At 38.8% G+C, this 12,602-nt stretch carries 12 protein-coding genes; 11 read left to right on the top strand and 1 reads right to left on the bottom strand.

What is annotated here, in order from left to right:
* Window positions 1-11 precede the first annotated feature (11 nt).
* The 11 genes from CBF33_RS02665 (at window position 12) to CBF33_RS02615 (ending at window position 11,690) form a co-directional block, all read left to right on the top strand.
* On the top strand, window positions 12-806 hold the full coding sequence (locus CBF33_RS02665) for a pseudouridine synthase (RefSeq protein WP_211329517.1): 795 nt from the start codon (window positions 12-14) through the stop codon (window positions 804-806).
* Between the two features lie 11 nt (window positions 807-817).
* The gene (locus CBF33_RS02660; RefSeq protein ID WP_126761345.1) at window positions 818-1,111 is read left to right on the top strand and encodes a hypothetical protein; all 294 of its coding nucleotides are present in this window, start codon (window positions 818-820) and stop codon (window positions 1,109-1,111) included.
* Window positions 1,112-1,252: 141 nt separating this feature from the next.
* Entirely contained in the window at window positions 1,253-2,212 is a 960-nt protein-coding gene (locus CBF33_RS02655) for a Gfo/Idh/MocA family protein (protein WP_170167731.1), read from the top strand.
* Window positions 2,213-2,243: 31 nt separating this feature from the next.
* Entirely contained in the window at window positions 2,244-5,024 is a 2,781-nt protein-coding gene (locus CBF33_RS02650) for a helicase C-terminal domain-containing protein (RefSeq protein WP_126761341.1), read from the top strand.
* A 47-nt stretch (window positions 5,025-5,071) separates the two neighbouring features.
* Entirely contained in the window at window positions 5,072-5,545 is a 474-nt protein-coding gene (locus CBF33_RS02645; RefSeq protein ID WP_023605562.1) for a cell wall elongation regulator TseB-like domain-containing protein, read from the top strand.
* A gap of 17 nt (window positions 5,546-5,562) precedes the next feature.
* Complete coding sequence (locus CBF33_RS02640; protein WP_126761339.1) at window positions 5,563-6,765, top strand: pyridoxal phosphate-dependent aminotransferase; 1,203 nt, start codon at window positions 5,563-5,565, stop codon at window positions 6,763-6,765.
* Window positions 6,766-6,783: 18 nt separating this feature from the next.
* The gene (gene asnS, locus CBF33_RS02635; RefSeq protein ID WP_126761337.1) at window positions 6,784-8,082 is read left to right on the top strand and encodes an asparagine--tRNA ligase; all 1,299 of its coding nucleotides are present in this window, start codon (window positions 6,784-6,786) and stop codon (window positions 8,080-8,082) included.
* Between the two features lie 114 nt (window positions 8,083-8,196).
* Window positions 8,197-8,646, top strand: a complete 450-nt coding sequence (locus CBF33_RS02630) for a CopY/TcrY family copper transport repressor (RefSeq protein WP_126761335.1) — start codon at window positions 8,197-8,199, stop codon at window positions 8,644-8,646.
* 1 nt (window position 8,647) lies between these two features.
* Window positions 8,648-8,857, top strand: a complete 210-nt coding sequence (locus CBF33_RS02625) for a heavy-metal-associated domain-containing protein (RefSeq protein ID WP_211329516.1) — start codon at window positions 8,648-8,650, stop codon at window positions 8,855-8,857.
* 4 nt (window positions 8,858-8,861) lie between these two features.
* Window positions 8,862-11,069 carry a heavy metal translocating P-type ATPase gene (locus CBF33_RS02620; RefSeq protein ID WP_126761328.1) on the top strand — a complete coding sequence of 736 codons (2,208 nt, stop codon included), beginning with the start codon at window positions 8,862-8,864 and terminating at the stop codon, window positions 11,067-11,069.
* A 201-nt stretch (window positions 11,070-11,270) separates the two neighbouring features.
* Window positions 11,271-11,690, top strand: a complete 420-nt coding sequence (locus tag CBF33_RS02615) for a hypothetical protein (protein WP_126761326.1) — start codon at window positions 11,271-11,273, stop codon at window positions 11,688-11,690.
* A gap of 169 nt (window positions 11,691-11,859) precedes the next feature.
* Here CBF33_RS02615 and CBF33_RS02610 read toward each other — a convergent pair whose 3' ends face one another.
* Window positions 11,860-12,453 carry a hypothetical protein gene (locus CBF33_RS02610; RefSeq protein ID WP_023605555.1) on the bottom strand — a complete coding sequence of 198 codons (594 nt, stop codon included), beginning with the start codon at window positions 12,451-12,453 and terminating at the stop codon, window positions 11,860-11,862.
* Window positions 12,454-12,602: the final 149 nt, after the last annotated feature.

The raw sequence follows: 12,602 nt of genomic DNA, 5'->3' as shown, positions 1-12,602 counted from the left end.
GCGTTCTAAAGATGAAAAAGGCAAGATTGATGAGTCATCAACATGCAAATCCTTCGCAACTAATACAGCATGAGCAAGCCGACGCGATTCGTCTGAATAAGTACATTAGTCAGTCAGGCTTTTGCTCGAGAAGGGAAGCAGATCGCCATATCGAAAGTGGTGCTGTAAAAATTGATGGTCAAGTAGCAGAAGTGGGAACTAAAGTTTTTGCTCACCAACACGTTACAGTCAATGGACAAGCTATTGTACCGAAGCAAGCGCATGTATACTTGGCATTAAATAAACCAGTAGGAGTTACCTCAACCACCGATACTAAAGTTGAGGGGAATTTAACTGAGTTTATGGATTATCCCGAGATGATTTTCCCAATCGGTCGTTTAGATAAAGAGTCTACGGGACTTTTATTGATGACCAATGACGGAGATATCGTCAATAAAATATTAAGAGAAGAAAATGGACACGATAAGTCGTATAAAGTGGCCGTAGACCAGCCAATTTCCGAAGAGTTTTTGAAACAAATGGCGCAAGGGGTGACAATTTTTAATCCTGTAACAGGTAAGCATCAGAAAACTAAAAAATGTCAGGTGAAACAAGTATCGACTTATCAGTTTGAGATTACGTTACAACAAGGGTTGAACCGTCAAATAAGAAGAATGGCTCAAGCACTTGGTTATCACGTGACAGCCTTAGAAAGAACACGCGTGATGATGATTGAGTTAGGAAATTTAAAGCCAGGTTACTATCGTTATCTATCAGAGAAAGAGCTGATTGCTTTAAACGAAGCTCTTAAAAATTCAACGAAGTGAGGAGTGAAAAAATGTTAGATGAGATTTTTTCATTGTTTAAGATCCAACAAGATGCACAAGGTCGAACGTTGTTAGAACGTTATTTACATCCGAATAATCGTTGGTCGCACGACAGACAGGAAACAGTTCAGCAGTACTTGACGGACAAATTTAAGCAGATAACCTCTGTTTTTGACTTGGAGGCCATAGAGATATTTAGTTACTGGTCGGATTTAGAAATCCGCACGCGTTGTGGTGGCTATCGTGTAGAGGAATTTAGCGAAGCCATTATCGATTTTCAAAAAGGAGAAGCTGGTTTTACCTGAGGGGCGAAACGGCCGGTCGCAGTTCTTAGCGACCATTTATTCGAGTATTATAATATTGATTTAAGTCAGTATGAACAAGTTTCATCTGACATGATTGCTGAAACTTTTTGTCTTACTAAGATTAAGAAATGAGGAATGAATATGACAACCTATCAATGGGGAATCGTTGGTTTAGGAAATATCGCACATCGTTTTGCTAGTACGATGAATGAACATGGTTTACAACCATATGCCGTAGCATCTCGTAATCAAGCACGTTCAGATGAATTTAAAGAGAAATTCAACGCTGTTAAATCATACGGGGATTACACGTCACTCTTTCAAGATGAAGATGTGGATGTCGTCTATATTGCGTCAATTAATAGTCAGCATTTTGCGTTAATTAAAGAGGCGCTTGAGAATGGCAAACACGTGTTGTGTGAAAAGGCTATTTGGCACGACAGCCGTGAATTAGCGCTTTTAAAACAATTGGCCGACGACCGTCAACTTATTTTAGCAGAAGCGATGACGATTTTTCATATGCCTTTAATGCACGAGTTGAAACGATTGATTGCGAGTGGTAAATTAGGTGAGATTAAACAAATTCAAGCTGATTTTGGTAGTTTGAAAGAAGATGATCCGACTAACCGCTTTTTCTCTAAAGAAAAAGGGGGCGGGTCAATGTTGGATATTGGAACGTATGCCTTATCTTTCTTAAGTTTCTTTTCGGGTGGCGCTCTTGTAGAGTTGGATAGTTTCATGATTCCTTATGCGCCAACAGGTGTCGATGAGCGATGGGCTATTTCAATGCGCACGACGGACGATATTATGTTGATCTCTAATTTAAGTTTTCGTGCGAAATTACCAAAGCGTGCATTGATTGCTGGAGACTTAGCATATGTTGAAATTATGGAGTATCCACGGGCAGATGAAGCAACGATTGTTTATCCAGATGGTTCGGAAGAAGTCGTTCGTGCAGGTCGAACTGAAGACGCTTTATGGTATGAATTAACGAATATGGAAGAGGCGATCGCGGGTAATCGCGAAGCCATTCTTTATGAAAAAACAGCGCAGACAGTTGACTGGATGTCTACATTGCTGAAGCGCGAACATTTAATCTAAAAGAGAAATTAAAGGGTTAGGAGAGAGTAACATGCAACGAAGTGATATCTATGCAGTGGTTGATTTGGAAACCACTGGCGCAAATATTGAAGAGGATGCATTAATTCAAATTGGGTGTGTCTTTGTTCAAAATGGCATAACGATTGACCATTTTGTGACCGACATTAATCCTAACCGAACACTCTCTCCACATATCCAACAATTAACTAAAATTACGAATGAACAGTTGGCAACAGCCCCTTATTTTGAAGAAGTGGCTGCCGATTTATATCAACGTTTGCAAGGTTGTGTTTTTGTCGCACATAATGTGCATTTTGATTATCAGTTTTTAAATGAGTCTTTTTCACGGGTTGGATTGCCTCGCTTAAATATTCTGGCGATTGATACGGTAGAATTAGCTCAGATTTTTTATCCTAGACTTGCTAGTTTTCGCTTGACGGATATTGCCAATGAACTGCAGTTAACACATGAGCGTCCGCATCAAGCTGATAGCGACGCTGAAGTCACGGCACAGTTATTACAAAAAATTACGGATAAGGCATTATCTCTTCCTCTTGTAACACTTGAACGTATTACGGTTTTAAGCACGATGTTGGCGTTTGATACACGCGAATTCTTGCAAATGCTTTTAGCGGAAAGTCGGCAACAAAAGAAAGATTTACCTGAGGAGCTATTTATCCATTATGGTATAGCTTTAAGAAAAAAAGAAGTTTTTTTAAATGAAAAAATCGCTAATCCAGAAGACTATCCGAAAACACGTGCCGACAAGCAACGAATATTTGCTGGAGAGATTGAGTATCGAGATGAACAAGTAAAAATGATGGATGAGGTCTTTGATTATTTTTCACAAAAGACGAAAAACAGACCGTTTGTATTAGAAGCACCAACGGGAAGTGGTAAAACAATAGGATATTTGTATCCTTTAAGTTACTTAGCTACGTCTACTAACCCAGTGGTTGTAAGTACGCGCTCGATTTTATTAGAAGAACAACTCATGCTATATGCAGTTCCTGAAGTAAACCGGCTTCATCCGGATGCGTTACAAGCCACATTAGTGAAAAGTCATCGTCATTATCTTGATTTGACACGCTTTGCTGAAACGCTGTCACATCCAGTTGAACAAAAGCAATACTTGCTTTATCAAATGGGGGTTCTCGTGTGGCTGACAGAAACAGTCACAGGAGATTTAACAGAACTTCAATTGGCTAACTACGAACACTTATTTTTTGAACATGTTCGACATAGAGGAGAGCAGTGGTTAATAGCGACCGACCCGTTTTATGATGTAGATTTTTATCGTCATTTGAAAGAACGACAACGAGTATCGAATGTCATCATCGTCAATCATGCTTATTTAATAGAAGAAGATAGACGTGAAACATTTCAGTTGCCTTGTAGTGATTTTCTTATTATAGATGAGGCGCACCACTTACCAGACATGTTGTGGCAACGAAATCAAGAAACGAGTAACAAACGCCTTCTTTTTTATCAAGTAACAGAGTTATTGAAAGGGCCTGAGTTAAGTGTTGCTCAGTTGTTAAAACATGATGAGTGGGGCAATCTTTTACAACATATGACCTTAATTTTGACAGAGATACATACTTATTTAGAGCATGTTTTTTCTGATATTACGGAAATAGCGCAAATTGATTATGGTCTAGCATACGGTGAAACGTATCATTTTAAACCAGATGAAAAACGTCGTTTACCTTTATATTTAGAAAGCGATTTGGCAAATTTACTGTCATGTGTCAATGAATTACAAGAGTTGATAAATGAAGCGAAAGAGACCTTTGAATCACATCAAGAGAAATGGCTTTTATCGGAAAGACTGGCGTTTAGTCGTCAAATAGAATTGTTAGAACAATTCATTGAGCGGTTTCGTATTTTACAGTTATGGCAAGATGATGTTGATACTATTTTTTGGATACGTCTAGAGAAAAAACATGAAAATGTTGTGATAGGATGTTTGTCAAAAGGGAAAATAGAAGTCACTGAGCAAGTCTGGTATCAACGTTACCGTCAATGTTTATTGACAGGTGGCACGTTGCAAGTCAACCGTGACTTTCATTTTTTGATGAATCAATTAGGAATTCAGACGTTTCAAGAACTGACTTTAAAAGAACCATATGCTTACGATGAACAGGCATGTATTATGACGTTAGAAGATAGTCAGGATTATTTTTACCAGTCGCCGTTTGTCTACGCAAAGTATTTAAGCCGTTTAATTACCGCTATTGCACGTGAAAAAAAGGGGTCGATGTTGGTTCTCTTCACTTCACATGAACAGTTAGCAAAAGTTTATCAAATGACGCACGAAGTTCTTTTACAAGAGGGCATTGAAGTATATGCTCAATCGATTTCGGGAACGAATGAACGAATAACTAAGCAATTTAAACGCAAACCTAATAGCATTTTACTTGGAACGGATACATTTTGGGAAGGAATCGACTTACCGAGAAACGAATTAGAAATTTTGATGATAACCCGGCTCCCATTCGAGTCACCTGAGCGATTATCAGCGCGCATGCGTTTAGACGAAATTGAGCGAGCAGGTGGGAATGGCTTTTATAATTATACGTTACCTAAGGCGACGTTGCGTTTAAGGCAAGGTGTCGGAAGATTGATACGGTCGATAGATGACCGTGGCATTATTATTATGACCGACCCACGTTTTACACGTGCGAGCTATGCGTCAATGATGCAAAGGTCTTTACCACGTGACTTACCGATTCACCTAACGTCTTCAGATGACATTGCTACAGATGTACGTGATTTTTTTGAGAATGTGTCATCAGAACGTGACAATTAAAAATCTAATTTGTTATAATAGACGGTAAAAGAGAAAGAGGTGTCCTTTTGAAAAAAACAATGACCTTTATCAGTGTAATGCTATCGCTATTTATCTTGTTTTCTACTGTTTTTTACGTTAGGGCACAGCGTCCTTATCGACAAGCGAAACAAGAGGCTATCGAGGTAGCGCAAGCACATACTAATTTAAAACATGTCGATAAATTTTATTGGTATAATCGTGAAGAAGATTACTTTTCACTCTTAGGAAGAAGTGAAAAGGGCGAAAAAATGTATGTGATTATTCCAAAATCAGGAGAAAAAATACAGTTGCTTGACCCGGAAAAAGGTTTATCGGAATATGAAGCGTTGAAATTAGTGGAAGATGAGTTTAAACCACATAAGTTGTTAAAGGCAACAATTGGCCTTCACCGAGATATACCGACTTGGGAAGTAGTGACTCAAAACAAAGATAAATCACTAAATTATTATTTGATTAACTTTGAAGATGGTCAGTTACAAACGGTACTAGAAAACGTATAGTAAGGAGGTTTTTATCGATGAAATTATCCGCTAAAGCACAAAATATGTCAGCATCTGTTACGTTAGCAACTGCTGCAAAAGCACGTCAGCTAAAACAAGCTGGTCATGATGTCTTAAATCTGACGTTAGGCCAACCAGATTTTCCGACACCTTTAACCATTCAATCAGAAGCCATTCGTGCTATTTCATCTGGAGAGGCGAGTTATTACACGGCATCTGATGGGATTTTACCTTTGAAGCAAGCCATTCAAAAACGGACGAAGCTCGACTATGGTTTGGACTATGATTTGTCAGAAATTGTGGTAACTGATGGCGTCAAGTTTGGTCTTTTTGCTTTGTTTCAAGTGTTGCTAGATGAGGGTGATGAAGTGCTCATTCCAGTCCCTTACTGGGTTAGCTATGCTGAACAAATCAAATTAGCAGGCGGACGACCTGTCTTTGTAGAGCCTTCAGATGAAGTGAAGATGAAAATAACGGTCGAAGAGCTTGAAAAAGCACGGACGGACAAGACGAAAATAATCGTATTAAACTCTCCTTCCAATCCAACGGGAATGATTTATTCCGCTGAAGAGCTTCGCCAAATAGGTGAATGGGCTGTGTTACATCAAATAATCATTTTAGCAGATGATATTTATGCCAAATTGGTATATAATCAACATGAGTTCACGTCGATTGCAACGCTTTCTGATGACATCAGAAAGCAAACGATTATTCTGAATGGTGTTTCAAAAAGCTATGCGATGACAGGTTGGCGAATTGGTTATTTATTAGGTAATCAATCTGTTATAAAAGCTGTGACCAAGCTGATTAGTCAATCGGTTAGCAATAGCGCAGCCGTCAGTCAATATGCTGCCGTAGAGGCATTAACTGGTGATCAGTCTGCCGTAGAGCAGATGCGCTTGGCATTTGAAGCGCGCTTAAATAAGTTTTATCCCAAAGTTGCTGCTCTAACTGGTTTTGAAATCGCAAAACCAGAAGGTGCTTTTTATCTGTATCCTAATATCAAAGAATGTTTGACTCTTTGTGGGTATCAATCTGTCACGCAATGGGTGAATGATTTACTCGAGGAAGAAAAAGTGGCAGTGGTAACGGGTGAAGGTTTTGGTAGCGCTCATCATATTCGGATTAGTTATGCTTCTGATGATGAAACATTGGAACGTGCAATACAACGTATTCAGGCTTTTATAGCAAGAAAAATGAACGATACGCAACAAGCGTAAAGAAATGGAGAGACACTGATGGAAAGAATTCGTATAATTGATTCAAAAAAACACGTGGGAGAAGTTGTAACGATAGCGGGTTGGATTGCTAACAAGCGCTCAAGTGGTAAAATAGCTTTCTTACAAATTCGTGACGGTTCTGCTTTTTTCCAAGGGGTAGTAGTCAAAAACGAAGTAGGAGAAGAAGTTTTCGACTTAGCTAAGTCATTAAACCAAGAGACATCTGTTATTATTACAGGTGAGATTCGTGAAGATACACGCTCTAAATTCGGCTATGAAATTGGCGTGCAAGGTATTGAAGTAGTTGGAGAAAGTCATGACTATCCGATAACACCAAAAGAACACGGAACAGACTTTTTAATGGATCATCGTCATTTATGGCTACGTTCTAGTCGCCAACATGCTATCATGCAAATACGTAATGAAATGATTCGTGCGACTTACGAATTTTTCAACACGCGTGGCTTTATTAAAATTGACCCACCTATTTTAACAAGTAGTGCACCAGAAGGGACGACAGAATTGTTCCACACTGACTATTTTGGAGAAGAAGCTTATCTTTCTCAAACAGGCCAGTTATACTTAGAAGCTGCTGCGATGGCTTTTGGAAAAGTCTTTTCATTTGGGCCAACATTCAGAGCGGAAAAATCTAAAACACGCCGTCACTTAACGGAGTTTTGGATGATGGAGCCAGAGATGGCATTTGTCAAACATGATGAGAGTTTAGAAATTCAAGAACAATATGTGGCCTTTATGATTGAATGTGTTTTAGAGAATTGTGATTATGCTTTAGATGTCTTAGGACGAGATAAAGACTTATTGAAATCTTACACAGAATTGCCATATCCACGCATTAGTTATGATGATGCTGTCACATTGTTACAAGAAAATGGATTTGAAGATATTGAGTGGGGCGATGACTTTGGTTCTCCTCATGAAACCTTTATTGCAAATCATTTTAGCAAGCCAGTTTTCATCTTAAACTATCCGAAATCCATGAGTCCTTTCTACATGAAGCCACATCCAGATCGCGATGATGTTGTTATTCGTGCTGATATGATTGCGCCAGAAGGTTATGGTGAAATTATCGGTGGTAGTGAACGTGCTATTGGCTACGATTACTTGATGGAACAATTAGAAAAAGATCAACTCAACTATGACGATTATGCTTGGTACTTAGATTTAAACAAATATGGTCCTGTACCACATTCAGGCTTCGGATTAGGTTTAGAGCGTGCCGTAACTTGGGTGTCTGGAATTGAACACGTACGTGAAGCAAGCCCATTCCCACGTTTATTGCACCGTATTTACCCATAATAATAAAAGTCAAAACCGTTATTTCATATGAAATAGCGGTTTTTTTTTCTAAGTAAAAACACTTGCGTTTTATCGTTTACAAATGTAAACTTAAGTAGAAAGGAGGCGTGGCAAATGAATGAAACGACAATTAGTGAAGCAGAATGGGAAATCATGCGTGTTGTCTGGGCGAATAGTCCGGTAACCAGTCAGACGATTATAAATGTGCTTACGCCTAAAATGGATTGGAAACCGAGTACGATTAAGACCTTGATTAATCGGTTGTTGAATAAAGGATATATCAAAGCTGAGAAAGAAGGGCGCGCCTTTCTTTATGAAGCGACCGTCTCTGAAAAAGAAATGCTGATGACAGCATTTAAGGCATTGCTTGGTCAAACATGCGCGCGACGATCGGGTGAATTACTACAAGAATTAATCACCGATACAGTTTTAAGTCAAAAAGATTTAGCACGACTCGAGCAAGTTATTCAAGATAAACAATTAACAGCCCCACTTGAAGTGCCGTGTGATTGCTTACCCGGACAGTGTCAATGTCATCTATTTTATGGAAAAGGAGAGAAATAAATTGAAAAAGAAATTAGTCATGAAAATACCTAATATTAGTTGTGAACATTGTGTGGCACGTATTGAAGATGCCTTAACAGAAATAACAGGTGTTGCGAAAGTGAAAGGCAACGTGAAAAAGCAGCAGATAACGGCTGTTTTATCGGATTCAAGCGTGGAAAATGATGTGAAAGAAAAACTATCAGAAATAGGCTACCCAGTAAAGGAGTGAGAATGTGAGTAAGGAAACGACACAAATAGAAACACTTGCGATATCAGGCATGACGTGTGCAAACTGTTCCGCAAGAGTTGAAAAAGGATTGTTAGAACAAGAGGGCGTTAAAACAGCTCATGTTAATTTAGCGACAGAACGCGCGACTGTTGAGTTTGATGAACGTACTTCAGTGACTAACTTATTACAAGCAGTAGCTGACAGCGGCTATCAAGCGATTCTTTATGATGAGGCACATCGCGAGCAAATCAAACAAGAACAATTAAAAGAACAGCGCCATATGAAACTTCAGTTGATTATCAGTGCGGCGTTGAGTTTACCAATGGTAATAGGCATGATATTGATGATGCTAGGTGTTACGCATCCTATTGTACATTGGTTACATTTACCTATGGTGCAGCTCTTATTGGCGACTCCTGTTCAATTTTATATCGGTATGCGCTTTTATAAAGGAGCGTACCATGCGATTAAAGCCAAAGCCCCTAATATGGATGTCTTAGTAGCGATGGGCACTTCAGCAGCCTATGGTTTAAGTGTTTATAACGGCTTTTTTGGCGGCAATCCCGAGCATCTGTATTTTGAAAGTAGTGCGGTAATTATCACGCTTATATTACTAGGTAAGTATCTAGAACAACGTGCGAAAAGCAAAACAGGCGAAGCGATTAAAGAGTTAATGAATTTGCAAGTGAAAATCGCAAATGTCTTGCGTGATGAAAAGGTCGTCTCCATTCCTATTGATGACGTGCTAGTTGGTGATATCGTCGTCATTCGTCCCGGAGAGCAAGTTCCTATCGATGGGGTTATTGTATCTGGACGCTCTGCGATTGATGAAAGTATGTTGACTGGTGAGAGCATGCCAGTAGAAAAAGAGAGCGAAGACCGTGTATTTGGAGGAACAGTCAATCAAACAGGTGTCTTGCAAGTCGAGGCAACGAATATTGGTGCTACCACTGCACTCTCACGTATCATTCGCATGGTAGAAGAAGCACAGGGGACGAAAGCACCGATACAAAGTGTGGCGGATCGTATATCACATATTTTTGTCCCTGTAGTGTTACTTGTAGCTTTTGTCACCTTCTTAGTGACGTTCTGGGTCTCAGGTTATATGGAACAAGCTGTCTTACATAGCGTGGCAGTATTAGTGATTGCCTGCCCATGCGCTTTAGGACTTGCGACACCAACAGCCATTATGGTTGGAACGGGGCTTGGTGCTAAAAATGGAATTCTGATTAAAGGCGGCGGTGCGCTAGAAAAAGCAGCGACAATTAACGCGGTCGTACTTGATAAGACAGGAACGATTACGGAAGGAAAGCCAAAAGTAACAGATGTCAAATGGGCGAGTGACGATGACGCTCGTCAACAAGAATATCTTAAAATATTAATGGCGCTAGAAAGAGATTCGGAACATGCTTTAGCACGAGCTATAGTCGCTTACGGAGAAGCGTATGAAATTGAGATACCTGATGCACATGAGGTAGAAGCGTTAGTTGGAATGGGTATTACTGGGATAGTCAGTCAAGCTCGATACAGCGTCGGAGCAGAACGCTTAGTTAGGCAGCATAAATTAACGATTCCTACTCATTTTGATTATCGGAAATTAGAAGAAGAGGGCCAAACAGTCATGTTTTTACTTTCTGAAACCGAAGTACTGGCTCAAATTGCCGTATCTGACCCGATAAAAACTACTTCTAAACAAGCGATCCAGACGTTACACGAACAAGGTGTCGCAGTTTATCTATTAACAGGTGATAACAAGCGAGCTGCACAATCGATTGGGAAGCAAGTCGGGATTGATGCTAAACGAATTATTGCCGAAGTTTTACCAGAAGAAAAAGCAAGCGTGATTCAAGCAAGACAAGCAGAAGGCGAAATCGTTGCGATGGTAGGAGATGGAATTAATGATGCACCGGCACTTGCAGTTGCTGATGTGGGAATTGCAATGGGAAGCGGGACGGATATTGCAATGGAAACGGCAGATGTCACACTGATGAGTAGTGACTTACGTCAAATTGCCAAAACTATCCAGCTTTCGGAATTAACGATGAAAAAAATCAAGCAAAATCTGTTTTGGGCATTTGTGTATAATACGATTGGTATTCCGTTTGCCGCACTTGGCTTACTAAACCCTATGGTAGCTGGAGGCGCTATGGCTTTTAGTTCAGTCAGTGTTTTATTAAACTCATTGCGATTAAATCAAGCGAAATTAAAATAAAAAAAATAACTATTTATAAAATAATTTCGATAAGTCAACATAAAAAGGTGAATGGAACGAAGTCGTTTCATTCACCTTTTTATTTAAGGGTAATAGAAGAATGTTAATAATATAGTGGTTGACTCTACTACTAAAAAGTTGTTATACTAAGTTTTAGTGGTAAACACCACCACTAAAAGTCGTGAAGAGAAGGAGAGCGCTATGAGTAGAGTACAGTTTTATCCGGATAAGGATCTTTTAAAAGCATTAGATAAAGATGCAAAACGATATGGCGTTACGATGAGCATGCTTGTAAATGATCTTTTAAAAAGACACTATGGATTGGTTCCAGAAACATCTTTGTCAGAAACAGAATTAAATTCAATAATATTTCAAGAGATTAAGGATTTTATTGAGTCGAAAAAAACAGGAGAAGAATTTGATTTACTTAGAGCGTCTAAAACATTTAGTGAAATCGAAATGACTTACTCTGGTCGACCTAGTATTATAAGGGCAAAGATTGGGAAGAATTTTGCTAAAGTTGTTGGTCATCATCCTGATTTTAAAGAGGTAGAAGTTGTTAAAATAAATGATAAAATCAAAAGAAACCTAAATAATGCTGCAATATACCGAATAAAATAAGATTCTATTCAATCAGTAAGAATTATTTTGACAAGAAACGAGTGAAGACATGAGAACCTATCGTAAATAACTCTTTTGATGAAACATAAAAAATAAAAAGGCCTGTTGAATTAAAAAATTCATCAGGCCTTTAAAATATATTGTTACTATTGAAAGAGTTCAAACTTGATTAAAATGTGATAGAAGATAATTCTTTTTCTTTAGATTTTGCTTGCGTAAAAACAGGGAAATCGAACTGTTTGCTAAGTGTTTTTCCTAAATAAAATGCGATACTGTAATCAATCATACTATGAATAAATCCACCGACTCCGATTAAACCGACTACAACATATAGAAAACTGTGTTCATAGGTTGCGGCACTCATATTACCTGCAAAGAAGAATACACTGACGACAGCTAACTCCACAACAGCATGAATCACACCGATAACAGCATTAAACATAAAAAATTGCTTGCGGTTCATTACGATATTAGGATGTTTCTGCAAGTAAACAGCACCTAGATAGGCGAAAATCACATGAGAAAGAGCACGAAACGCGATAATCACGGGCGTGGTTAAAAAGAAACCAAAGGCAGTCCCTAAAGCGACGATGACAGCGACTTGGGGCGAAATGAACATGGCTAGAAAAGTCGGAACATGACTCGCTAGTGTAAAGGATGCTGGACCAATAACCACTTTGACAGGCATAACCATTGGAATTAAAATCCCTAGAGCGACTAAGATGGCCGAGAACGTTAAGCGTTTGACAGAACTATTGGACATGAGATGAATCCCTCCATTTATATTGTTGTGATAATCTTATACAAACGTTCACAGACTGTCAAGTTTAAACGTTCATTATTTAACAATGAGAGTAGATTATTTTGATTAGAGATTAACCTTTAAAATATTAACTTTTTATCTCCATTTTA

The organism is Vagococcus lutrae, assembly GCF_003987555.1.
GTDB classification, from domain to species: domain Bacteria; phylum Bacillota; class Bacilli; order Lactobacillales; family Vagococcaceae; genus Vagococcus_A; species Vagococcus_A lutrae.
This window is presented reverse-complemented; position numbering and strand designations above follow the sequence as displayed.

Excerpts from the sequence above, each read along its gene's own strand:
- CBF33_RS02665 (WP_211329517.1), top strand. The coding sequence starts at position 12 with ATGAAAAAGGCAAGATTGATGAGTCATCAACATGCAAATCCTTCGCAA.
- CBF33_RS02660 (WP_126761345.1), top strand. The coding sequence starts at position 818 with ATGTTAGATGAGATTTTTTCATTGTTTAAGATCCAACAAGATGCACAA.
- CBF33_RS02655 (WP_170167731.1), top strand. The coding sequence starts at position 1,253 with ATGACAACCTATCAATGGGGAATCGTTGGTTTAGGAAATATCGCACAT.
- CBF33_RS02650 (WP_126761341.1), top strand. The coding sequence starts at position 2,244 with ATGCAACGAAGTGATATCTATGCAGTGGTTGATTTGGAAACCACTGGC.
- CBF33_RS02640 (WP_126761339.1), top strand. The coding sequence starts at position 5,563 with ATGAAATTATCCGCTAAAGCACAAAATATGTCAGCATCTGTTACGTTA.
- asnS (WP_126761337.1), top strand. The coding sequence starts at position 6,784 with ATGGAAAGAATTCGTATAATTGATTCAAAAAAACACGTGGGAGAAGTT.
- CBF33_RS02630 (WP_126761335.1), top strand. The coding sequence starts at position 8,197 with ATGAATGAAACGACAATTAGTGAAGCAGAATGGGAAATCATGCGTGTT.
- CBF33_RS02615 (WP_126761326.1), top strand. The coding sequence starts at position 11,271 with ATGAGTAGAGTACAGTTTTATCCGGATAAGGATCTTTTAAAAGCATTA.
- CBF33_RS02610 (WP_023605555.1), bottom strand. The coding sequence starts at position 12,453 with ATGTCCAATAGTTCTGTCAAACGCTTAACGTTCTCGGCCATCTTAGTC.